This window comes from Mesobacillus sp., assembly GCF_047739415.1.
GTDB lineage: Bacteria > Bacillota > Bacilli > Bacillales > Cytobacillaceae > Mesobacillus.
The window spans coordinates 1-22,690 of record NZ_JBIQOE010000303.1; the positions used below are offsets into that span (position 1 = coordinate 1).

Below are 22,690 nucleotides of genomic sequence, written 5' to 3' on the forward strand. Positions count from 1 at the left end.
ATTCTACTAAGCCGATAAAATGGATAAAGAACTTTAAAAAATAAATTATAAGGAGGACTGCGGGGATGGGTGTCATCAGGAAAAAGAACATAGCCAAGATTGAAAATCAATATGTACAGCAGCGTGAAAAAGCAGGTATTGCAGAATCTAGAAAGCGAAAACTGCTTTTCAGGCGCCTCGCAGTCTTTGCTCTCTTCGCATCGGTCATCTCTTATTTGATGATCTCAACGTACATTTCACAGTCTGCAGCCCTAGAAAAGAAGCAGGTGGAAAAGGAACAGCTTGAACAAAAATTAGCAAGCCTTCAAAAAAAGCAGGAGATTCTGGATGAGGAAATCGTCAAATTGAACGATGATGAATACATAGCAAAGCTTGCCCGCAAGGAATATTTCCTGTCCGAAAAGAATGAAATCATCTTCAACCTTCCCAAAGAGAAAAAGGACTCCCAAGATTCGCCTTATTGACACTCTTTTTTGATATTCTGTATAATATAATGTAAGTTTGATTTTTTATATCTTTAAGGAGGCAAAACTTTTTTATGTCAATCGAAGTAGGCAGCAAGCTACAGGGAAAGGTAACAGGTATTACAAATTTCGGGGCGTTTGTGGAACTGCCGGGAGGCTCAACTGGACTGGTTCATATCAGTGAGGTTGCAGATAACTATGTAAAAGACATTAATGACCACCTCAAAGTGGGCGACCAGGTTGAAGTAAAGGTTATCAATGTTGAAAAAGACGGTAAAATCGGTTTATCTATCAAGAAGGCTGTTGATAGGCCAGAACGACCTGCAAGACCAGAAAGATCTGAATCAAGACCTTACTCACAGCGTCCACGCGGCGGCGGCGGCAGAGGAAACGACAACCGCAATGCCCGTCCGGAAAATTTCGAATCAAAAATGGCGAAATTCTTGAAGGACAGCGAAGACCGCCTGTCCACTCTTAAACGCGCTACCGAATCTAAGCGCGGCGGAAGAGGAGCTAGAAGAGGGTAACTTGCTGCTAAGTGAATATATATAATAGCAGGAATCATGCTATACCAAGACAAGTCTTTTAAAGGGCTTGTCTTTTTGTTTTGTTTAGGGGTGCATTGCCCAAAAAATGGTGCGGAAGTGAATTTTGGTTAAAGGAGAGTCGCTGCATTGCCTGAAAAACAGCCAGAGAGTAAATTTGGGTAAAAGCAGAGTGTCTGCATTGCCCCAAAACGCGCAAGAAAGAGAAAAAGGGTAAAAGCAGGGGTGCTACATTACCCGAAAAACAGCGAGAGAGTAAATTTGGGTAAAAGCAGAATGTCTGCATTGCCCCAAAATGTGCAAGAAAGAGAAAAAGGGTAAAAGCAAAGTCCTTGCAATGCCAGGAAATACATAAAAAAACCTTGCTCCTTAAAAAAGGAACAAGGTTTTTTGTGTGATGACCCCTACGGGATTCGAACCCGTGTTACCGCCGTGAAAGGGCGGTGTCTTAACCGCTTGACCAAGGGGCCGTAAGAGGTTGGAAAATGTAAATTGGTAGCGGCGGAGGGGATCGAACCCCCGACCTTACGGGTATGAACCGTACGCTCTAGCCAGCTGAGCTACACCGCCATATTGATTATGTGTTTTGAGGCACAAGAAATATAATACATAGATATTAAAATAGTGTCAATGGATTTTTAAAAGAAAGGAAGAAAATATTAATAGGTAAATTTTAGCGGAGTTTGGAGTGGTGGTTGAAATAATCCGGGGTATTTCGAGTAATTGCTTTATTTTCGGGGAAATGCGTCGAACGAAACTTTACTGCTTGTCCTTATTTTTGACAAACTTCTGGATTGCTCCCTTTTATAATAATCAGCAACGATAAAAAAACGGGGAGTGTATTAAATGCAAAAGGTAGAAAGGAACATGATGGAACCGATCGGTGAAGTTCATCTCGAGGAATCACGATTCAGGTTTGCAAAAGGCATGTCGAAGCTGCAATCCAAAATTGAGAACCTTTTCCTGAAAAAAGGCTATATCTTACTGATCATTGGATTCTTGCTTGGCCGTGCCTTGATACTGGCTCAGTTGACCCCTTTTAGCCTTCCATTTTTTGCAGCTGTGTATCTGATCCGGAAAGACCGTGCACCTATTGCGCTGTTTGGATTGGTTGCTGGAGCTGCAACATTGTCATTTACTGACGCCGTCTTTACGTTTGGATCTGTATTCTTATTTTTACTGTTATTCAAGCTGACGAAAAAATGGATCCAGAATTCTATGAAAGTCCTGCCGTTTTATATATTTTTCACTATTTTAATAGGCAAGATGTTGAAAGTTCTTATCTTGTCTGGAAATATCACTTTGTATGAAGGGATGATGACTGGAGTCGAAGCTGGCCTAGGCCTTGTGTTGACATTTATCTTCATGCAAAGCATCCCATTGATGACAGCAAGCAAGCGCAAGCAGTCATTGAAAACGGAGGAAATAGTCTGTTTGATCATCATGCTTGCTTCAGTGATGACAGGAACAATTGGTTGGACAATCTATGATTTGTCGGTAGAGCACGTAATGTCCCGGTACCTGGTCCTCATATTTTCATTTGTCGCCGGTGCCACAGTGGGCTCCACAGTCGGTGTCGTAACAGGGTTGATTTTCAGTCTCGCGAACGTGTCGAGTTTTTACAATATGAGCCTGCTGGCCTTTGCTGGTTTGCTTGGCGGCTTGCTAAAAGAAGGAAGGAAACCAGGGGTGGCACTTGGATTGTTTATTGCCACACTGTTAATTGGTATGTATGGTGAGGGTGGAGGCGCGCTCGGCCAGACGCTGACTGAATCTGCGGCGGCAGTGTTGCTGTTTTTTCTTACTCCTCAATCACTTACGTCAAAAATCGCCAAACATATTCCAGGTACACCGGAGTATTCAGCCGAGCAGCAGCAATATATGAGAAAAATGAGAGATGTGACAGCACAGCGTGTCGTCCAGTTCTCAAATGTTTTTGAAGCGCTGTCGAAAAGCTTTACTACATTGCAGGTACAGGATGAAACTCTTGAAACTGACCGCGACATGGATTATTTCTTGAGCAATGTCACAGAGAAAACGTGCCAGACATGCTTCAAGAAAGACCATTGCTGGACAAGGAACTTTAATACAACCTATGACTATATGAGCGAGATTATGCAGGAGATGGACCAAAATTCCGGTGCAGTGCCACAAAAACTTTCCCGGGAATGGGACAAGCATTGCACTAGGTCGAAAAAGGTCATGGAAATCATGCAGCAGCAGCTGACCTATTATCAGGCGAACAAGAAACTCAAGAAACAGGTCCAGGAAAGCAGGCGACTTGTCGCTGACCAGTTGCTTGGTGTTTCGGAAGTAATGGGGGATTTCGCCAAGGAAATCCAGCGTGAACGCGAAAACCACTCGAAACAAGAAGAACAGATATTGGAGGCTCTTCAGGAGTTCGGCATCCATATCGAGAATGTGGAGATTTACAGTCTGGAACAAGGGAATGTGGATATCGACATGACGATTCCATATTGCCAGGGACATGGTGAATGTGAAAAGTTAATCGCGCCAATGCTTTCCGATATCCTGAAAGAAAACATCGTTGTCAATTCAGAAGAATGTTCGACATTTCCGAATGGTTTTTGCCATGTGACATTCCGATCCGCGAAAGCCTATGCTGTGTCTACAGGAGTGGCCCATGCGGCCAAGGATGGGGATCTCATTTCTGGGGATAGTTATTCCACGATTGAGCTGAGCGGCGGAAAATACGCAATTGCCATCAGTGACGGAATGGGCAATGGAGAAAGAGCTCATTCCGAAAGCAGGGATACTTTATTACTGCTGCAGCAAATCCTCCAATCAGGAATTGAAGAAAAAGTTGCAATCAAGTCAGTGAATTCGATTTTGTCGTTAAGGACAACCGATGAAATTTTCTCAACCCTTGATTTGGTCATGATCGATCTGCAGAATGCGTCTGCCCGATTCTTGAAAATCGGTTCGACGCCAAGCTTCATCAAGCGCGGCGGGAAAGTAATGAAGGTGCAGGCGAGCAATTTGCCGATGGGAATATTGCAGGAATTCGAGGTAGATGTCGTTGGTGAACAGCTGAAGGCAGGCGATTTGTTGGTCATGATGAGCGACGGCGTATTCGAAGGCCCTAGGCATGTCGAAAACTATGATTTATGGATGAAACGGAAAATCAATGAACTTCAGACAGAAGATCCGCAGGCAATCGCAGACTTGATCATGGAGGAAGTCATCCGTTCCCGCGATGGTTCGATTGAGGATGACATGACAGTGGTTGTCGCAAAAATCGATCACAATATCCCAAAATGGGCTTCAATTCCGGTGACCAATTATCAAAAGAGAGCTTAACGGCTTATTTTGCTCGATAAAATATTGTTTAAGAGAAATGTCCAGCTCCAGAGCCTAGCCTCTCGAGTCGTTTAGGTCCGCCCAATGAAGTCAAAGAACGACTTCACTGGTCGGCTCTCCAACGCTTGTCGAGGCTGACCAAGGCGCTTACGCTTTTCGAATGTATAAAACCCCTCAGCTTCGTCGAAAATGGTAACAAATTTATTATAGGCTTCTCTCTTTTACTAGATTGTAAAAATTGAGCCTGGAAGTGAGGGGATTGCATGAAAACAGGTACAATCAGGCAAATATTGCTCATTACAGATGGTTGCTCAAACCAGGGTGAAGATCCGATTGCGATGGCTGCTCTGGCGAAGGAACAAGGAATTACAGTTAACGTAATTGGTGTGATGGAACAGGATGTTATAGATGAACAGGGCATGACAGAGATTGAAGGGATTGCCATGTCAGGCGGCGGTGTCAGCCAGATCGTGTATGCGCAGCAATTATCGCAAACAGTCCAGATGGTGACAAGGAAAGCGATGACCCAGACTCTTCAGGGAGTAGTGAACAAGGAACTCCAGCAAATCCTTGGGGGCGGCCGGACAGTGGAAGACCTTCCTCCGGAGCAGCGAGGCGAAGTGATGGAGGTTGTGGACGAGCTCGGGGAAACAGTTGAGCTCGATGTGTTGATTCTTGTCGATACAAGCGCGAGCATGAAGCACAAGCTTCCTACAGTAAAAGAAGCCTTGCTGGACTTGAGTTTAAGCTTGAATGCAAGGTCGGGGGACAATCGGTTTTCAGTATTTGTATTTCCCGGGAAACGAAATGATGTCGAAAAATTGCTGGACTGGACACCGAAGCTTGAGTCACTCACAAGCATTTTCGCCAAGTTGTCGACAGGAGGCATTACGCCAACAGGACCTGCCATTCGCGAAGCACTTTCCCATTTCAACAAAAAAAGATCTTTAAGGAGCCTATTGTCCGGTGATGATGAATCCTTCTTTGAAGAATCTGTGTAAGGTCATTCCTGGTACGATCATCGAAGGGAAATGGCATCACAATCGATATACAATCATAAAAGAGCTTGGTTTTGGAGCGAATGGGATTGTTTATCTGGCTAGGTACAACAATAAACAAGTCGCATTGAAAATGAGTGACAATGGAATGTCGATCACTTCTGAGGTCAATGTGTTGAAATCTTTTGCCAAGGTCCAGGGATCTGCCCTCGGGCCTTCTTTGCTGGATGTGGATGATTGGGAACGTCCGGGGAAAAAAGTCAGCTTTTATGCAATGGAATTCATTAAGGGACCAGATTTCCTCGCTTTCTTGCAGCAGAAAGGGCCGGACTGGACAGGTGTGATGATACTCCAGCTGCTTGCTGATTTGCAGCTGCTCCATGAAAATGGCTGGGTATTTGGAGATTTGAAGCCTGATAACTTGATTGTGACTGGGCCCCCGGCAAGGATCCGATGCATAGATGTCGGCGGTACGACGATGCAAGGCAGGTCGATTAAAGAGTTCACCGAATTTTTTGATCGGGGTTATTGGGGACTGGGGAGCAGAAAGGCAGAACCTGGCTATGATTTATTCGCTGTGGGGATGATCATGGTGAACACGGCCTATCCGAAAAGATTTACGAAAAAGTCTGGCGGGATCGGCGAAATTATGGAAAAAGTAAAACAAAGCCGGGAATTGAAGAATTATGAAAAGGTAATCTACAATGCGCTTACCGGTAACTATCAATCAGCGATGGAGATGAGGTCTGACCTGCTGCAAGTCCATCAGCCTGGTTCAGCAACGAAAAAAAGTACCGTACAGCATAAAGCAATGCCGCAAAAGCAAGCACAACAACATATAAACCCAAGTACATCCAGGGCGAAATCAAGTTCAGCTGGCCGACAAACAAGGAAGGGATACAATAAGAAAAAGAAGAAATCCTCGACCCTTGAAACAGTCACCATTATTCTGATTATCTCTTTATTATATTTTTTCTATATTTATAGCCAGATTACCTGATTTTTTGAAACTTTTTTCCGCTTCGTCCGTACATAAGGGATACAGCTCTGTTTTTTGAAAAAAGAAGGTTAAAAGTGTTAAGCTGAAAAATAAAATACCTGGTTATTTAGAAGATTAATGGTTTGCCGGCATGGGTATAGTCTTAGACCGGCAATATCAGTAAGGAAGAAAAACATGATTAAAAAAAAGGTGAATGCCTTCCTTGAAAGGCATGGTTTTCAGCTGAATAACATGTCCATTGCAGTTGGTGTTTCTGGAGGTCCGGACTCGCTCGCGCTGCTCCACTTTTTATCAGAGCAGCGGGAACGGAATTCCCTGAAGATTGTAGCTGTCCACGTGGACCATATGTTCCGTGGTGATGAGTCTTATCAGGATGCCCTGTTTATGAAAGATTTTTGTGAAAAACGGGATATCCCTTTTGAGATGAAGAGAATCGATGTGCCGGCCTATATGCGCGAGACAGGGCTAAGCTCCCAGCAGGCTGCCCGTGCGTGCCGATACAGCTTTTTTGAGCAAGTGATGGAAAAGCATCATCTTCAGTATCTTGCTTTGGGTCATCATGGTGATGACCAGGTTGAAACGGTATTGATGAGGCTCACCAGAGGGAGTTCCGGGAAAGCCAGGGCAGGAATGCCTTTTTCGCGGAAGTTTGGTCCGTTCACGATTTTCAGGCCATTTTTATGCCTGACAAAAGAAGAGTTGGAAGAGTATTGCGCCGTGAATTTCTTGAAACCAAGAATTGACCCCAGCAATGAGAAGGCATACTATAGCAGGAATCGATTCAGAAGATCTGTTCTCCCTTTTTTAAAAGAAGAGAATCCAGCGGTCCATGAGCAATTCCAGCGTTTTAGTGAGGAACTTCAGATGGATGAAGATTATCTTATTGAATTAACAAGCGAAGAATTGAATAAAGTAATGAAGAAAGAGGACAAAAGGATAAGTATTAGTATTAGTTCGTTTGAGGAAATGCCAATGCCTTTACAAAGAAGAGGGATTAAACTAATATTAAATTATCTTTACAATGATCGACCTGCTTCTCTTTCCGCTATACATATTGAAAAGATTTTTTCAATAATTCGCAATCCCCATCCATCTGGAACTCTTGATTTCCCCAGCGGTTTAAGAATCATACGATCGTATGGAAATTGCCACTTCGAATTGAATCCGCCAGAAAGGCAAAGCTACTGCTTCGAATTATCCGGGCCAGATCAGCTGAGGTTGCCAAATGGTGGGGTCATTGATGCTCAATTGCTCAATGGTGCTCATGAAAGGGAAAATTCCAATGATTGTTTTATCGTTGACCTGGAGCAAACAGGAACTCCATTGACCATCCGGACAAGGCGAAATGGTGACCGGATATCATTGAAGGGGATGACGGGTTCAAAAAAGGTAAAGGATATTTTCATCGATATGAAAATTCCATTAGCCCAAAGAGATGAATGGCCGATTGTCACAGACAGGGAAGGCAGGATTCTTTGGCTTCCAGGCCTGAAAAAATCGAACCATGAATCAACAGAAGGAAACAGGTTATTACTATTAACTTATATAAAGTATTGATATCTTCCAGGGGGCACAAGGATCATGATGAAAAATGATATTGAAAAGGTATTGTTTACAGAAGAGGAAATCCAGGAAAAGACCAGGCAGTTGGCGGCTCAATTAACTGATGAGTACAAGGAGCGCTTTCCACTGGCAATTGGTGTTTTAAAAGGTGCAATGCCATTCATGGGCGACCTGCTAAAGCGCATGGATACGTATCTTGAGATGGACTTCATGGATGTTTCCAGCTATGGAAATGCCATGGTATCTTCCGGTGAGGTGAAAATCCTAAAGGACCTCGATACTTCAGTAGAAGGAAGAGACATCCTGATCATCGAGGACATCATCGACAGCGGTTTGACTCTCAGCTATCTAGTTGAGCTATTCAAATACCGTAAGGCAAAATCAATCAAAATCGTCACTCTTCTTGATAAACCAACAGGAAGGAAAGCTGATATTACAGCCGACTATGTTGGATTCATCGTTCCTGATGAGTTTGTTGTCGGATATGGTCTTGATTACGCGGAAAAATACCGCAACCTGCCATATATCGGTGTTCTGAAGCCAGAAGTATATTCAAATTAATACGGTTACAATTTAGTGAATGAAATTTCATTTCGGGTAAGAAGCAAATATTCTGAATGTTAATTTCTTGTATTAGCATAAATTGCTATGATACTATTTAGTATAGTTTGTCTACCGTGGGAGGAGGTAAGGGATGAATCGGATCTTCCGTAATACCATCTTTTATTTATTGATATTTTTAGTCATTATCGGAGTTGTGAGTTTCTTTAATGGCAATAACCAGCCAACAGAACCAATCTCTTACGATAAATTCATGCAGGAACTAGAGGCAGGCAATGTTGAAGGTGATTTGACGCTGCAGCCTGAACGTGGGGTGTATGAAGTAAGAGGCCAGTTGGAAGGCCAGGAAGAAGGAAAAGGCTTCATCACCTATGTCTGGAACAATCCAGAGACTCTTAACAGAATCGAACAGGCAGCTGAAGCTGCAAATGTAGAAATTTTGCCTGCTAAGGAAACAAGTGGATGGGTGACGTTCTTTACGTCCATCATTCCGTTTATCATCATTTTCATTCTGTTCTTCTTCTTGCTGAACCAGGCTCAGGGCGGCGGAAGCCGTGTCATGAACTTCGGCAAGAGCAAAGCGAAGCTTTATAACGAAGAAAAGAAGAAAGTCCGCTTCAAGGATGTCGCGGGCGCAGATGAAGAAAAGCAAGAGCTTGTCGAGGTTGTTGAATTCCTGAAAGACCCTCGCAAGTTTGCTGAGCTCGGGGCGCGTATTCCAAAAGGTATCCTTTTGGTAGGACCTCCGGGTACAGGTAAGACTTTGCTTGCGCGTGCTGTTGCAGGGGAAGCTGGAGTGCCATTCTTCTCAATCAGTGGTTCCGACTTCGTGGAAATGTTTGTCGGTGTCGGTGCATCACGTGTACGTGATTTATTCGAAACAGCTAAAAAGAATGCTCCATGTATCATATTCATAGATGAGATTGATGCAGTCGGCCGTCAGCGTGGCGCTGGTCTTGGCGGAGGGCACGATGAGCGTGAACAGACACTTAACCAGCTGCTTGTAGAAATGGACGGATTCGGTGCCAACGAAGGGATCATCATCGTAGCCGCTACCAACCGCCCTGATATCCTTGACCCAGCATTGCTGCGTCCAGGACGTTTTGACCGCCAGATCACAGTAGACCGTCCTGATGTTGCAGGCCGTGAAGCTGTATTGAAGGTACATGCTAGAAATAAGCCACTTGATGAGTCCGTTAACTTGAAAAGTATTGCGTCTCGTACTCCAGGTTTCTCTGGAGCGGATCTTGAAAACTTATTGAACGAAGCTGCGCTTGTTGCAGCCAGGAGAGATAAGAAGAAGATAGACATGGAAGATCTTGATGAAGCAACAGACCGCATCATAGCCGGTCCTGCCAAGAAAAATCGTGTCATCTCCAAAAAGGAAAGAAATATTGTTGCATTCCATGAAGCTGGCCATACCGTCATCGGGGTTGTCCTTGATGAAGCTGAAATGGTCCACAAGGTAACGATTGTCCCTCGCGGACAGGCAGGCGGTTATGCTGTCATGCTTCCAAAGGAAGACCGTTACTTCATGACCAAACCAGAGCTTCTGGATAAAATAACTGGACTCCTTGGCGGCCGTGTAGCTGAAGAAATCGTCTTTGGTGAAGTAAGCACAGGTGCACACAATGACTTCCAGCGTGCGACAGGCATTGCGAGAAGAATGGTTACTGAATTCGGCATGAGTGATAAGCTCGGACCAATGCAGTTTGGCCAGGCGCAGGGCCAAGTATTCTTAGGCCGTGACCTGAACAATGAGCAGAACTACTCTGACAAAATCGCATATGAAATCGACATTGAAATCCAGACAATCATTAAGGAAAGCTATGCAAGAGCGAAAAAACTGCTAACAGAGAATCGTGATAAGCTTGATATCATTGCGAACACATTGTTAGAGGTTGAAACCCTTGATGCAGAACAAATCAAGCATTTGATCGACCATGGCCGTCTTCCTGAACGTAAAGTAGTCAGTGTTGAAAATGACGACATGAAAGTAACGATCAATAAGAAAAAAGATGAGATGCCTGCAATCGAAGAGACTGATAAGAAAGTTGACTCAGTCATCGAAGATCCAAAGGCTATTGATGAAAATCCAAAAGAATAGAATTCATGAAGCAGGTGCTCTTAGCGGGGCACCTGTTTGTTTTTCCGCTGACCCAAGGCGCTTACGCTTTTGAGTCGACTTTATTTAGTGAATTCCTGGCGATTATGATATGATATTTTCAGTATTGATCCAGAAAACTATAAATAAGTTGGTGAATAGCTTGATTTTTGTTTTTGACGTCGGGAATACAAATATCGTGTTAGGTGTTTATGATAAAGAAGAGTTAAAGCACCATTGGAGAATAGAAACGAACCGTCACAGAACGGAAGATGAGTTTGGCATGATCGTCAAAAATCTTTTTGACCATGTGGATCTCTCTTTTTCAGATATTGATGGAATCATTATATCGTCTGTTGTTCCGCCTATCATGTTCTCACTTGAGCGTATGTGCCAGAAGTACTTTCACCGCAAGCCGTTGGTTGTCGGGCCTGGCATTAAGACAGGTCTGGACATTAAATATGAAAATCCAAGAGAAGTCGGAGCGGACCGTATCGTAAATGCGGTTGCGGCGATTTATGAATATGGAAGCCCGCTGGTCATTGTCGACTTTGGTACAGCTACAACTTACTGCTATATCAATGAGCATAATCAATATATGGGTGGAGCGATTGCCCCGGGAATCGGCATCTCCACTGAGGCCCTCTATTCAAGGGCAGCAAAGCTCCCGCGTATTGAGATCAGCAGACCGGATGACGTGGTTGGAAAGAATACCGTTTCGGCTATGCAAGCTGGCATTCTATATGGATATGTTGGACAAGTAGAGGGAATAGTTAAACGGATGAAAGATAAGAGTAAAGTCCCTCCTAAAGTGATTGCGACAGGCGGCCTGGCAAATTTAATTGCCCAGGAATCAGATATCATCGATGCCGTGGACCCATTCTTAACATTAAAGGGACTTCAGCTTATCTATAAGCGCAATATTGAAAAACACAATTAAGCTTCCTTAAAGAGAGGATGCATACAACTTTACAGCAAGAAGGGAGTAGAAAAATGAGCGATTATTTAGTAAGAGCACTTGCTTTTGACGGGCAGGTCAGAGCATATGCAACAAAAACGACGGAAACAGTTGGGGAAGCACAGCGCCGCCATTATACATGGCCCGTAGCATCTGCTGCACTCGGCCGGACAATGACAGCTGGCGTGATGATGGGTGCGATGCTCAAGGGCGATGATAAATTGACAATCAAGATTGAAGGTGGAGGTCCGCTTGGACTCATTCTTGTGGACAGCAATGCCAAAGGACAGATAAGAGGCTATGTATCAAATCCTCATGTCCACTTCGATTTGAACGAGCACGGCAAGCTTGATGTAAGACAAGGTGTCGGTACAGACGGAACGCTTACTGTCGTGAAGGACTTAGGTTTACGCGACTATTTTACAGGGCAAGTGCCGATTGTTTCAGGTGAGCTTGGCGAGGACTTCACCTATTACTTCGCAACTTCTGAACAGGTCAATTCTTCAGTTGGTGTCGGAGTGCTCGTTAATCCCGACAACTCAATCAAAGCAGCGGGTGGATTCATCATCCAGCTGATGCCTGGGACAACAGAAGAAACCATTACAGCGATCGAACAGCGATTGCAATCCATCCCGCCAGTTTCGAAGCTGATTGAAAAAGGTTTATCTCCTGAGGAATTGCTGGAAGAATTACTTGGAAAAGAGAATGTTAAATTCCTTGATACAATGCCAGTGAATTTTGAGTGCAATTGCTCAAAGGATCGGTTCGGCAATGCGCTGATCAGCCTTGGTGCAGAAGAAATCCGTGATATGATTGAGACAGAGGGACAGGCAGAGGCACACTGCCATTTCTGCAATGAAAAGTATATGTTCACAAAAGAAGAGCTGGAAGAGATAGAGAAGGAAGCGAAATAAGCGTTATCTGGGGGAAGAGAAGTGGAAAAAAAGCAGCTTTGGTACATTATTGCCGGGTTAGCCATTTTGAACGCGATAACTCTTGTGATGTTGGTAGCCAAGCCTGCTATCCTCGAGGGGAACAAGGAAACTGTGGCGGAGATTGGCAAGGAGTCAATCACCCGCCAAGAGTGGCTTAATGAACTTGAAGAAAGATACGGACAAGAAACGCTAAGGGACCTGATTGACCAGGAAGTTGTCAGTCAAATGGCGGAGGAATATGATATCAAGTTGTCCGATAAGGCAGTCGAGCGTGAATTGACAATCTATAAAGCCATGTATTCTTCAGCAGGCAACGAGCCAAAAACAGAAGAAAAATGGAAGCAGCAAATTAAATACAGTCTGCTGCTGGAAGAAATTTTAACGAAGGATGTTAAAGTATCGGAAGAGGATATGAAGTCCTTCTATGAACAGAATAATAGCCTTTTTGACATTCCTGCATCCTACCATCTGTCGCAAATAATTGTCGAGACGAAGAAAGAAGCTGACGAAGCGGTGAAAGAGCTGAAGGATGGCTCCAGCTTCACTGCTCTCGCGATGGAGCGTTCGATCGATGAATTTTCGGCGAATGAAGGAGGAGACATCGGCTTTGTTACGGAAGAAGATGAGCTCGTTTCCCCGGAGGTAGTTCATGCCGCGAAATCGCTGAAGTCTGGCGAGTGGACGGGGCCTGTAAAAGTGGAAAATGGATATGCTATTGTTTTTCTTCATGAAAAACTTGAAGGTAAGAAATATGCCTATAGCGATGTCAAAAACCAGATTCGCCGGCAGATTGCCCTTGAACAAATGGACATTCCTGTTTCTGCACGGGCGTTCTGGAATGATGCGGAAGTTAGCTGGTTTTATGGAGACAAAGAGAAGAAATAACGAACGAAGCACTGGTGTACTCGACCGGTGCTTTTTCTTGTTTAGAGAAATTCAAAATAGGATAGTTTAAAAAGGATGGGGCTCTTTTCGATGATGCTTTTGAATCGGGTAGGTGGATTGTGAAAGCAACAAAGTGTACGAAAAGAGCCTAGGCAAAAGACGAATTTTTGTTGTTGTCGAAACATACTGATTGACATAGACTTAAAGTACTGGTAAATTTTAATAAAACCAATTAAAATACTCGGAATAAGAGGTGGGTAATATGGTACGCATTGCAAATTCCATTACTGAGCTGATCGGCCAGACACCAATCGTGAAGTTGAACGGACTTGTTGATGAGCAAAGTGCAGATGTATATTTGAAGCTTGAATACATGAACCCGGGCAGCAGCGTCAAGGATCGTATTGCTTTGGCGATGATTGAGGATGCTGAGGCAAAAGGGGCCCTGAAACAGGGGGATACTATCATCGAGCCAACGAGCGGAAACACCGGGATTGGCCTTGCGATGGTAGCAGCAGCCAAAGGCTACAAAGCAATTCTCGTCATGCCGGAGACGATGAGTATGGAGCGCAGGAATCTGCTCCGTGCCTATGGAGCTGACCTTGTATTGACTCCTGGACCCGAAGGAATGGGCGGCGCGATCCGTAAAGCGGAGGAACTGGCAAAGGAAAATGGTTACTTCATGCCTCAGCAGTTCGAGAATGAATCTAACCCTTCTGTCCACGAAAGAACAACCGGACCGGAAATCGTCGAGCAGATGGGTGAGCAGCTAGATGCCTTCATCGCAGGTATTGGCACGGGCGGAACGATCACAGGAGCAGGGAAAGTCCTTCGTGAAAAATACAAGAATATCAAGATTATCGCCGTTGAGCCGACAGACTCCCCGGTATTATCCGGCGGAAAACCAGGACCTCACAAGATTCAGGGAATCGGTGCAGGATTCGTTCCTGGTGTACTTGATACAAAAGTGTACGATGAAATCTTCAAGGTTGAAAATGAGCAGGCATTCGACCATGCCCGCCGCGCGGCAAAAGAAGCAGGAATCCTCGGCGGAATTTCTTCGGGCGCAGCCATTTATGCAGCTTTGGAAACAGCGAAAAAGCTTGGCAAAGGCAAAAAGGTGCTTGCCGTGATCCCAAGTAACGGAGAAAGATACTTGAGCACACCACTTTACCAATTCGAAGACTGATTATATTTTAGAGGCATGCTAATCTAGCTTGCCTCTTTTCCTTGTTCAGAAAAATATCCTGCAAAATCGACAATTTCTTGAAATAACCATCATTTTAAAAATGAAAGCGCGCCCTTCATCATGTATGATGGATTAAGAGAAAAAAATAGGGGTGAAAAGCTTGCCGCACTATAGCATTCAATCAAAAACAATTCCTTATACAGCTTCACGTTTTTTTCATCAATATGATTATATTGCACAACAATATAAAGAACATATCATCCTAGAAAGCGGGAGAGGCGGGCGGTACAGTATCGCGGCTTTCAATCCAGAGATTATTTTTTCGGGTAAACATAATGAACTGACAATCACACAAGGTGGTTCGTCAACCACTCTGGAGGGAAACCCTCTTGAGCTAATGAAAAATCAAATGGAAAAGTATCAGTTGCCTGAAATAGAAGGCTTGCCGGATTTTCAGGGTGGGGCGATCGGCTATCTGAGCTATGATTATGCCCGTTATATCGAAAAGCTTCCTGCACTGGCTAAGGACGATTCCGGAATCCCGGAGGTCTACTTCCAGCTATTCAAGGAATGGTTTGTTTTTGACCATCAGACAGATAAGCTGTGGCTCATGGCTCTGTCCGAAAAAGGACAGGAAAAGCTGGCGGAGGACAGGCTATCAGTGTGGAAAGAGCAATGGGAGACTGATGTGCCAACAGTTGCCGCTGAAAAAAAGCCTGTATCAGATAAATTGCAAGTATCCATGAATGAAGCTGAATTCATCGAGGCAGTTGAGAAGGTACAGCAATATATTGCGCAAGGGGACGTCTTCCAGGTGAATCTATCTGTCAGGCAGTCCAAGCCGATTGAGACAGAAGCGCTGGAAGTGTATCGCCAGCTGCGCAAGCTGAACCCATCTCCATATATGGGTTACCTGCATACACAAGAATTCCAGCTCGTCAGCGGTTCCCCTGAACTTTTAGCAAAAGTAAAAGGTTCGGAGGTCAGCACAAGGCCGATTGCCGGCACGAGATCGAGGGGCAGGACAGATGAAGAAGATTTGCAGCTTGCCAATGAACTGATTAACAATGAAAAAGAGCGCGCCGAACACGTCATGCTTGTCGACCTTGAAAGGAATGACCTCGGCAGGGTCTGCAAGTACGGTACTGTCGAAGTCAATGAATTCATGGTCATTGAAAAGTACTCTCATGTCATGCATATCGTTTCGAATGTCCGTGGCGAGCTGGCAGAGGGCGAAACCTGGTTTGATGTCGTCAATGCAACCTTCCCAGGCGGCACGATTACCGGTGCCCCAAAGGTAAGGACAATGGAAATCATAGAAGAACTTGAGCCGGTGAGACGCGGGCCTTATACTGGATCGCTTGGCTGGTTCGGTTTTAATGGCAATATGGAACTGAACATCATCATCCGGACGATGCTCATTAAGGATGGGATGGCTCATGTCCAGGCAGGAGCAGGTGTCGTCATTGACTCCATCCCTGCCAATGAATACAAAGAATCGTTAAAGAAAGCAATTGCTCTTTGGAAGGCGAAAGAAATTGCGGAGGGTAAAGCATGATTTTGATGATCGATAATTATGATTCATTCACATATAATCTCGTTCAATATTTGGGTGAAATTGGCGAAGAGCTCAAGGTCATCCGCAATGATCAGACATCCATCAAGGGCATTGCGGAGCTTGACCCGCAATTCTTGATGATCTCGCCGGGACCGTGCAGCCCGAATGAAGCAGGCATCAGCCTGGAGGCAATCAAAAATTTTTCGGGTAAAACGCCGATCTTCGGTGTCTGTCTAGGACATCAGTCTATCGCCCAGGTATTTGGCGGTGACGTGGTCCGTGCGGAGCGGCTTATGCATGGAAAAACGTCATTGGTCTACCATGACGGCAAGACGATTTTTGAAGGATTGGAAAATCCGTTCCCTGCGGCACGCTACCATTCGCTCATCGTAAAAAAAGAAACCCTTCCTGACTGCCTGGAGGTTTCAGCATGGACGGAGGAGGGCGAGATCATGGCGATCCGCCATAAAACGCTGCCTGTTGAAGGCGTCCAATTCCACCCGGAATCCATTTTAACGACGCCAGGAAAGCAGCTGCTTCGCAATTTCATTGCCCATTACAAAACTGCTAAGGAAGCAAGTTTATAATGTTTGTATACAGTAATGGCCAGTTCGTCTCAAAGGATGAAATCACCATTTCCCCTTTTGACCACGGCTTTCTATACGGGTTGGGCGTGTTCGAAACGTTCAGGATCTACAATGGCCACCCTTTTCTGCTGGATGATCATATGGAGCGGCTGAATGCCGGTCTTCGTGTTTTGAATATCGAAGCAGAATTTCCCCGTGGGGAAACGGTAAAAATCCTTGATGAGTTATTGGTTAAAAATAACCTCCGGGATGCCTATATCCGTTTTAATGTTTCAGCAGGAAATGGCGAAATAGGCTTGCAGACAGAGAGTTACCGGGAGCCAAATGTGATCGTATTTGCGAAGCCGCTGCCGCCAGCTGGGGAGATGAGTGAGAAAAAGGCTGTTCTCCTGGACTTGAGGCGCAACACACCTGAGGGTGCAGAACGGCTGAAATCCCACCATTATCTTAATAATGTGCTCGCCAAGCGTGAGGCAGGCCCTGCAATGGATACAGAAGGAATTTTCCTTACAGAGGAAGGGTCTTTGGCCGAAGGAATTGTCTCGAATGTTTTCTGGTGCAGGGATGGTGTCCTGTATACACCTGCTGTCGAGACGGGGATATTGAATGGAATCACTCGCAGGTTCGTCATCGCGCTTGCACGCAATGCGGGCATCGAGGTTCGTGAAGGCTTTTACAAAAAGGAAGAAGCTGAAGCAGCTGATGAAATGTTCCTGACTAATTCGATTCAGGAAATCGTCCCGGTTACAGATTTTTCAGGAAAAAGCTTTCCCGGGAAATCAGGAGAGATGGCGAATAGCCTGTTTGGCAAATATGCAGCTAACCGGGAAACGCTATGGAGCAGAACGAAATTGGATGGAGGAGCTCATACATGAATACCGTGATAAAAGCCGGTCCTTATACACTGGACTTCACCAATAAAACACTGATTATGGGAATATTGAACGTCACGCCTGATTCTTTTTCAGACGGCGGGAAATACAATCACCTTGATCATGCTGTCTTACATGCTAAACAAATGATCGCTGACGGAGCGGATATTCTTGACATCGGAGGCGAATCAACAAGACCGGGACATGAACGGATCTCCGATGAAGAGGAGATTGGCAGGGTGGTACCGGCGATTGAAGCCATTTCGAAAGAAGTTCAGGTACCAATCTCCATTGATACTTATAAATCGAAGGTTGCCAAGAGTGCCGTCGATGCTGGAGCTACCATCATTAATGATATCTGGGGAGCGAAGGAAGATCCGGAAATCGCCGATGTCGCGGCAGAAACCGGAGTTCCGATCATCCTGATGCACAATCGGAACGACCGGAATTATACAAACTTCATTCGGGACGTGCTCAATGACTTGTATGAAAGCATCATCATCGCTAAAAAAGCAGGGGTCAGCGACGGGCAAATCATCCTTGACCCTGGAATCGGCTTTGCAAAAGACCTCAGGGAAAACCTTGAGATGATGCGTCACCTTGATACACTTGTATCTTTAGGATATCCCGTCCTCCTTGGCACTTCGAAAAAGTCGATGATCGGCGGCGTACTGGATTTGCCTGTTACGGAAAGAACAGAAGGTACGGGAGCGACTGTGTGTTACGGAATCCAGAAAGGCTGCCAGATTGTCCGGATCCATGATGTGAAAGAGATGGCGCGGATGGCGAAAATGATGGACGCGATGATGGGAAAGGGTGAGTACAGTGGATAAAATACATGTGAATCAAATGGAGTTTTACGGCTACCACGGTGTTTTTCCTGAAGAAACAAGGTTGGGTCAGCGTTTTGCGGTAGATTTAACGGTGGAACTGGATCTTTCAAAAGCGGGAAAAAGCGATGATCTTAATGAGTCAATTAACTATGCGGATTTATATATGGTCTGCAAGGATATCGTTGAAGGCCAGCCTTTTAAGCTTGTAGAATCGATTGCTGAAAAAATTGCCGGGACGATCCTTGAACGTTTTACACTGGTTGAAGCATGCCATGTAAAAGTCATCAAGCCGGACCCGCCGATACCTGGCCATTACAAATCAGTCGCAGTTGAGATTACAAGGAGCAGATGACAGTGGAAAACAATGCATATATTGCACTAGGGTCCAATATGGGTGACCGCTTTGGGTATTTGACCCAGGCAATCATTCTCCTTGAAAGCCATGAAAACATTATGGTGGTAAATACTTCTTCCGTCTATGAAACCGACCCGGTAGGTTACACTGATCAGGATCAATTTTTAAATATGGCCATTCAGGTAAAGACGAGCCTTGAACCGGTTAAACTTCTGGATACCTGCCTTGAAATCGAATTGGAGCTTGGGAGAAAAAGGGAAATAAAATGGGGTCCGAGAACGTTAGACCTTGACATTTTGCTATATAATCACGAAAATATTGAAACAGAGAAGCTTACAATTCCGCATCCTCGGATGAGCGAACGCGCGTTTGTAATCCTTCCATTGCTTGAAATGGACCCAAATCTCACGCTCCCAACGATGAAGGAGCCACTGAAAAACTGTTTACTAAGTATACCGGATAGAGAAGGAGTACGAATATGGAAGCAGAAAAATGGGGAAGGCGTATTCGCGCTTATCGAAAACTAAAGGGTTATACGCAGGAAAGCTTCGCAAAAGAGCTAGGCGTTTCGGTCTCCATCCTGGGAGAAATCGAACGCGGCAACAGAATGCCTGATGAAAGACTGATTATCAGGATCGCAGAATTCCTTGGTGTCGGATTAGATGAATTAACCCCACAGTAGGTTTAATATATTAATAGGACCATAAGGAGGAATGACATGCTCAAGATTGGCGATATTGAAATGAAAAACCAGGTCGTCCTCGCACCAATGGCCGGCATTTGTAACTCGGCATTCCGCCTGACGGTCAAAGAATTCGGCGCTGGACTTGTATGTGCCGAAATGGTCAGCGACAAAGGAATTGTCTCTCAAAACGACAGGACACTCGATATGTTATATATAGATGAACGTGAAAAGCCGCTCAGCCTTCAGATTTTTGGCGGTGAAAGAGAAACACTTGTGCAGGCAGCGCAATACGTAGATAAAAATACGAATGCGGATATCATTGATATCAACATGGGATGCCCGGTGCCGAAGATTACGAAATGTGATGCAGGTGCGAAGTGGCTGCTAGACCCAAACAAGATTTACGAAATGGTGTCAGCAGTAGTGGATACTGTTGAAAAGCCAGTTACGGTTAAAATGCGCATGGGCTGGGATGAGGATCATATTTTTGCCATCGAGAATGCGCAAGCTGTAGAACGTGCTGGTGGTAAGGCAGTTGCTCTTCACGGCCGTACACGTGTTCAAATGTATGAAGGAATAGCGAATTGGGATATTATCCGTGATGTTAAGCAGGCTGTAAATATTCCTGTAATCGGCAACGGGGATGTCCAGACTCCTCAGGATGCCAAGAGAATGCTTGACGAGACAGGCGTAGACGGAGTTATGATCGGTCGTGCTGCTCTAGGGAACCCATGGATGATCTACCGTACTGTAAAATATCTAGAAACAGGCGAATTAATGGGTGAACCAAATGCACGCGAAAAAATCGATGTCAGCATCCTGCACCTTGACCGCCTGATCGCTTTGAAAAACGAACATATTGCCGTACGCGAAATGCGAAAGCATGCTGCGTGGTACCTTAAAGGCATTCGGGGCAACGCGATAGTTCGTAACGGAATCAATGAGTGCAACACAAGAGACGAGCTTGTCAGTTTGCTGACAAACTTTGCGGATGAAGTAGAAGCGAAAGAGCAAGAAGCGCACCAGGTTGGATGAAAATTGACATTAACCGTCACTTTTCCTATAATACCTTTATCCTTAAAAGTAACTGCCAGTGGTCAAACTGGCAGTTTTTATTCTATTTAGGCATAAAAAAGAGATTTTTAATGTCTGAATACGTTTGTTTGTGTAAAATAATAAAAGTATCCACCAAACATAATCAGGATTACATAATAAATCTATTATATATATTGGAGTGAAAGCGATATGAGTCATGAAGAATTGAATGACCAGCTCAGAGTCAGAAGAGACAAAATGAGTTCATTGCGTGAAAAAGGTATGGATCCTTTCGGCAAAAGATTCGAACGCACTCATCTTACTGAAGAGCTGATTAGCGAATACGGTGAATTGGAAAAAGAAGATATTGAGGCAAAAAATGTATCGGTGAAAATAGCTGGACGTATCATGACGAAGCGTGGAAAAGGAAAAGCAGGTTTTGCTCATATCCAGGACCTCGCTGGCCAGATCCAGATCTATGTTCGCCAGGATGCAGTCGGCGAAGAGCAATATGAAGTTTTTGATTCAGCTGACCTCGGTGATATCATCGGTGTAGAAGGAACACTCTTCAAAACAAAGGTTGGCGAGCTTTCAATCAAAGCTCAAGACTTTGTGTTCCTGACGAAAGCACTTCGTCCGCTTCCGGAAAAATTTCATGGACTGAAGGATGTAGAGCAGCGATACCGTCAGCGTTATCTTGACCTGATTACCAGCAATGACAGCAAGACGACTTTCATCAACCGCAGCCGCATCATCCAATCAATGCGCCGCTATTTAGATGGACAAGGATATCTCGAAGTAGAAACGCCATTAATGCACTCAATTGCTGGCGGAGCATCTGCGCGTCCGTTCATCACGCATCATAATGCACTAGATATGCAGTTATACATGAGAATCGCGATCGAGCTTCACTTGAAGCGTCTGATTGTCGGCGGTCTTGAAAAAGTATACGAAATCGGCCGTGTATTCCGTAATGAAGGTGTTTCGACAAGACATAACCCAGAATTCACAATGCTTGAACTATATGAAGCATATGCTGACTGGAGAGACATCATGTCACTTACTGAGAACATGGTTGCGCACATTGCTCAGGATGTTCTTGGTACAACAACTATCCAGTATGGCGAGTATGAAATCGATCTTAAGCCAGAGTGGAAGAGAGTCCATATGGTAGATGCGATTAAGGAATATACAGGAGTAGACTTCTGGCCGCAAATGAGCACGGAAGAAGCTCGTGCGCTTGCTAAGGAGCATGGAGTGGAAATCACTGAACATATGCAGTATGGCCACATCGTCAATGAATTCTTTGAGCAAAAGGTAGAAGAGCACCTAATTCAGCCGACATTCATTTACGGCCATCCGGTTGACATTTCTCCACTCGCGAAAAAGAATGACGAAGACCAACGCTTCACAGACCGTTTCGAATTGTTCATCGTAGCAAGGGAGCATGCGAACGCATTTACTGAGCTGAATGATCCGATCGACCAAAGAGAGCGTTTTGAAGCTCAGCTAAAAGAAAAAGAACAAGGAAATGACGAAGCGCACGAAATGGACGATGATTTCATCGAAGCGTTGGAATATGGAATGCCTCCAACAGGCGGACTTGGAATCGGTATCGACCGATTGGTTATGCTGCTGACGAATTCCCCATCCATCAGGGATGTACTATTATTCCCATTGATGCGTCATCGTTAATAGATAGAAGGAAAGGCAAAACGGCACATGTCGTTTTGCCTTTTTCTATTATTAATCTGGTCTAGGTCAGAGAGTTTACTCACCTACTCTTGTAAAAAAGAACAGTAACTTATACAGGCAGATTGACTACAGTAATATGAATTATCTTTCTTTTAATTCCACGAATAAAAATAGCAAAAAGTTATTGCTATTGTAGAATAAAGGTGCTATATTTATATCTGTTGCTACGAGCTACTTAGTTAGCAACAAAGAAAATGAAAAAACTTATTGACATCGGGTTTCGAACCTGATAATATATAAGAGTTGCTTCTAACAGAGCGACAAAACGAATTGTTCTTTGAAAACTAAACAAACAAGCGTCAACAAACAATTTTTTATAGTGACTTCTATTATATAGATGATCACTAGCCAACGTTTTAAATTATGAGCTAAACTCATACTCTTTCTTGGAGAGTTTGATCCTGGCTCAGGACGAACGCTGGCGGCGTGCCTAATACATGCAAGTCGAGCGGATCTTCATTAGCTTGCTTTTGAAGATCAGCGGCGG

The 22,690-nt window shown here is 44.6% G+C and carries 21 protein-coding genes, 2 tRNA genes and 1 rRNA gene; 22 read left to right on the top strand and 2 right to left on the bottom strand.

Annotation, left to right across the window (positions count from 1 at the left end; genetic code table 11):
- Nucleotides 1-65: 65 nt before the first annotated feature.
- Together ACH0QE_RS24655 and ACH0QE_RS24660 are read left to right on the top strand one after the other, a co-directional pair.
- A complete protein-coding gene (locus ACH0QE_RS24655; RefSeq protein WP_415803076.1) occupies nt 66-464 on the top strand; it encodes an FtsB family cell division protein in 399 nt (132 codons plus the stop codon).
- Nucleotides 465-538: 74 nt separating this feature from the next.
- Nucleotides 539-991 (top strand): S1 domain-containing RNA-binding protein, encoded by a 453-nt coding sequence (locus ACH0QE_RS24660; RefSeq protein WP_041963897.1) that lies wholly within the window; start codon nt 539-541, stop codon nt 989-991.
- Between the two features lie 416 nt (nt 992-1,407).
- On the opposite strand, the gene ACH0QE_RS24665 is transcribed toward ACH0QE_RS24660, so the two are convergent.
- Both ACH0QE_RS24665 and ACH0QE_RS24670 read right to left on the bottom strand, forming a co-directional pair.
- Nucleotides 1,408-1,479, bottom strand: a tRNA-Glu gene (locus ACH0QE_RS24665).
- Between the two features lie 23 nt (nt 1,480-1,502).
- Nucleotides 1,503-1,579: transfer RNA gene (locus ACH0QE_RS24670), tRNA-Met, on the bottom strand.
- A 276-nt stretch (nt 1,580-1,855) separates the two neighbouring features.
- Here ACH0QE_RS24670 and spoIIE point away from each other — a divergent pair.
- The 20 genes from spoIIE to ACH0QE_RS24770 all read left to right on the top strand — a co-directional run.
- Complete coding sequence (spoIIE, locus tag ACH0QE_RS24675) at nt 1,856-4,330, top strand: stage II sporulation protein E (RefSeq protein WP_415803077.1); 2,475 nt, start codon at nt 1,856-1,858, stop codon at nt 4,328-4,330.
- 263 nt (nt 4,331-4,593) lie between these two features.
- Nucleotides 4,594-5,331 carry a vWA domain-containing protein gene (locus ACH0QE_RS24680; RefSeq protein WP_415803078.1) on the top strand — a complete coding sequence of 246 codons (738 nt, stop codon included), beginning with the start codon at nt 4,594-4,596 and terminating at the stop codon, nt 5,329-5,331.
- Nucleotides 5,300-6,328: a protein kinase domain-containing protein gene (locus ACH0QE_RS24685; protein ID WP_415803094.1), complete on the top strand. Its 1,029-nt coding sequence runs from the start codon at nt 5,300-5,302 to the stop codon at nt 6,326-6,328. Before ACH0QE_RS24680 ends, ACH0QE_RS24685 begins: the two co-directional genes overlap by 32 nt.
- 174 nt (nt 6,329-6,502) lie before the next feature.
- Nucleotides 6,503-7,885 (top strand): tRNA lysidine(34) synthetase TilS, encoded by a 1,383-nt coding sequence (tilS, locus tag ACH0QE_RS24690; RefSeq protein ID WP_415803079.1) that lies wholly within the window; start codon nt 6,503-6,505, stop codon nt 7,883-7,885.
- 27 nt (nt 7,886-7,912) lie between these two features.
- Nucleotides 7,913-8,452: a hypoxanthine phosphoribosyltransferase gene (gene hpt, locus ACH0QE_RS24695; RefSeq protein WP_415803095.1), complete on the top strand. Its 540-nt coding sequence runs from the start codon at nt 7,913-7,915 to the stop codon at nt 8,450-8,452.
- A gap of 133 nt (nt 8,453-8,585) precedes the next feature.
- Complete coding sequence (gene ftsH / locus ACH0QE_RS24700) at nt 8,586-10,559, top strand: ATP-dependent zinc metalloprotease FtsH (protein WP_415803080.1); 1,974 nt, start codon at nt 8,586-8,588, stop codon at nt 10,557-10,559.
- Between the two features lie 160 nt (nt 10,560-10,719).
- Nucleotides 10,720-11,496, top strand: a complete 777-nt coding sequence (locus ACH0QE_RS24705) for a type III pantothenate kinase (RefSeq protein ID WP_415803096.1) — start codon at nt 10,720-10,722, stop codon at nt 11,494-11,496.
- 53 nt (nt 11,497-11,549) lie between these two features.
- Complete coding sequence (gene hslO, locus ACH0QE_RS24710; RefSeq protein ID WP_415803081.1) at nt 11,550-12,428, top strand: Hsp33 family molecular chaperone HslO; 879 nt, start codon at nt 11,550-11,552, stop codon at nt 12,426-12,428.
- A gap of 21 nt (nt 12,429-12,449) precedes the next feature.
- Nucleotides 12,450-13,334, top strand: a complete 885-nt coding sequence (locus ACH0QE_RS24715; protein WP_415803082.1) for a peptidyl-prolyl cis-trans isomerase — start codon at nt 12,450-12,452, stop codon at nt 13,332-13,334.
- Between the two features lie 262 nt (nt 13,335-13,596).
- Nucleotides 13,597-14,523 (top strand): cysteine synthase A, encoded by a 927-nt coding sequence (cysK, locus tag ACH0QE_RS24720; protein WP_415803083.1) that lies wholly within the window; start codon nt 13,597-13,599, stop codon nt 14,521-14,523.
- Between the two features lie 160 nt (nt 14,524-14,683).
- Complete coding sequence (gene pabB, locus ACH0QE_RS24725) at nt 14,684-16,081, top strand: aminodeoxychorismate synthase, component I (RefSeq protein WP_415803084.1); 1,398 nt, start codon at nt 14,684-14,686, stop codon at nt 16,079-16,081.
- A complete protein-coding gene (pabA, locus tag ACH0QE_RS24730) occupies nt 16,078-16,668 on the top strand; it encodes an aminodeoxychorismate/anthranilate synthase component II (RefSeq protein WP_415803085.1) in 591 nt (196 codons plus the stop codon). The genes pabB and pabA overlap by 4 nt, the downstream gene beginning before the upstream one ends.
- Nucleotides 16,668-17,543 (top strand): aminodeoxychorismate lyase, encoded by an 876-nt coding sequence (pabC, locus tag ACH0QE_RS24735; RefSeq protein WP_415803087.1) that lies wholly within the window; start codon nt 16,668-16,670, stop codon nt 17,541-17,543. Before pabA ends, pabC begins: the two co-directional genes overlap by 1 nt.
- Nucleotides 17,540-18,373: a dihydropteroate synthase gene (gene folP / locus ACH0QE_RS24740; RefSeq protein ID WP_415803088.1), complete on the top strand. Its 834-nt coding sequence runs from the start codon at nt 17,540-17,542 to the stop codon at nt 18,371-18,373. Before pabC ends, folP begins: the two co-directional genes overlap by 4 nt.
- Entirely contained in the window at nt 18,366-18,725 is a 360-nt protein-coding gene (folB, locus tag ACH0QE_RS24745; protein ID WP_415803089.1) for a dihydroneopterin aldolase, read from the top strand. The genes folP and folB overlap by 8 nt, the downstream gene beginning before the upstream one ends.
- Nucleotides 18,726-18,727: 2 nt before the next feature.
- A complete protein-coding gene (gene folK / locus ACH0QE_RS24750) occupies nt 18,728-19,255 on the top strand; it encodes a 2-amino-4-hydroxy-6-hydroxymethyldihydropteridine diphosphokinase (protein ID WP_415803090.1) in 528 nt (175 codons plus the stop codon).
- Entirely contained in the window at nt 19,207-19,410 is a 204-nt protein-coding gene (locus ACH0QE_RS24755) for a helix-turn-helix domain-containing protein (protein ID WP_415803091.1), read from the top strand. The genes folK and ACH0QE_RS24755 overlap by 49 nt, the downstream gene beginning before the upstream one ends.
- 36 nt (nt 19,411-19,446) lie before the next feature.
- Entirely contained in the window at nt 19,447-20,448 is a 1,002-nt protein-coding gene (gene dusB, locus ACH0QE_RS24760) for a tRNA dihydrouridine synthase DusB (protein WP_415803092.1), read from the top strand.
- A gap of 210 nt (nt 20,449-20,658) precedes the next feature.
- The gene (lysS, locus tag ACH0QE_RS24765) at nt 20,659-22,143 is read left to right on the top strand and encodes a lysine--tRNA ligase (protein ID WP_415803093.1); all 1,485 of its coding nucleotides are present in this window, start codon (nt 20,659-20,661) and stop codon (nt 22,141-22,143) included.
- Between the two features lie 443 nt (nt 22,144-22,586).
- Nucleotides 22,587-22,690 (top strand): 16S ribosomal RNA (locus ACH0QE_RS24770); the annotation flags it as partial.

What these genes read in the sequence shown, in the direction of transcription:
- ACH0QE_RS24655 (WP_415803076.1), top strand. Translation starts at nt 66, where the DNA reads ATGGGTGTCATCAGGAAAAAGAACATAGCCAAGATTGAAAATCAATAT.
- cysK (WP_415803083.1), top strand. Translation starts at nt 13,597, where the DNA reads ATGGTACGCATTGCAAATTCCATTACTGAGCTGATCGGCCAGACACCA.
- ftsH (WP_415803080.1), top strand. Translation starts at nt 8,586, where the DNA reads ATGAATCGGATCTTCCGTAATACCATCTTTTATTTATTGATATTTTTA.
- dusB (WP_415803092.1), top strand. Translation starts at nt 19,447, where the DNA reads ATGCTCAAGATTGGCGATATTGAAATGAAAAACCAGGTCGTCCTCGCA.
- pabC (WP_415803087.1), top strand. Translation starts at nt 16,668, where the DNA reads ATGTTTGTATACAGTAATGGCCAGTTCGTCTCAAAGGATGAAATCACC.
- hslO (WP_415803081.1), top strand. Translation starts at nt 11,550, where the DNA reads ATGAGCGATTATTTAGTAAGAGCACTTGCTTTTGACGGGCAGGTCAGA.
- spoIIE (WP_415803077.1), top strand. Translation starts at nt 1,856, where the DNA reads ATGCAAAAGGTAGAAAGGAACATGATGGAACCGATCGGTGAAGTTCAT.
- folP (WP_415803088.1), top strand. Translation starts at nt 17,540, where the DNA reads ATGAATACCGTGATAAAAGCCGGTCCTTATACACTGGACTTCACCAAT.
- pabA (WP_415803085.1), top strand. Translation starts at nt 16,078, where the DNA reads ATGATTTTGATGATCGATAATTATGATTCATTCACATATAATCTCGTT.
- hpt (WP_415803095.1), top strand. Translation starts at nt 7,913, where the DNA reads ATGAAAAATGATATTGAAAAGGTATTGTTTACAGAAGAGGAAATCCAG.
- tilS (WP_415803079.1), top strand. Translation starts at nt 6,503, where the DNA reads ATGATTAAAAAAAAGGTGAATGCCTTCCTTGAAAGGCATGGTTTTCAG.
- ACH0QE_RS24680 (WP_415803078.1), top strand. Translation starts at nt 4,594, where the DNA reads ATGAAAACAGGTACAATCAGGCAAATATTGCTCATTACAGATGGTTGC.
- ACH0QE_RS24755 (WP_415803091.1), top strand. Translation starts at nt 19,207, where the DNA reads ATGGAAGCAGAAAAATGGGGAAGGCGTATTCGCGCTTATCGAAAACTA.
- ACH0QE_RS24685 (WP_415803094.1), top strand. Translation starts at nt 5,300, where the DNA reads ATGATGAATCCTTCTTTGAAGAATCTGTGTAAGGTCATTCCTGGTACG.
- ACH0QE_RS24660 (WP_041963897.1), top strand. Translation starts at nt 539, where the DNA reads ATGTCAATCGAAGTAGGCAGCAAGCTACAGGGAAAGGTAACAGGTATT.
- lysS (WP_415803093.1), top strand. Translation starts at nt 20,659, where the DNA reads ATGAGTCATGAAGAATTGAATGACCAGCTCAGAGTCAGAAGAGACAAA.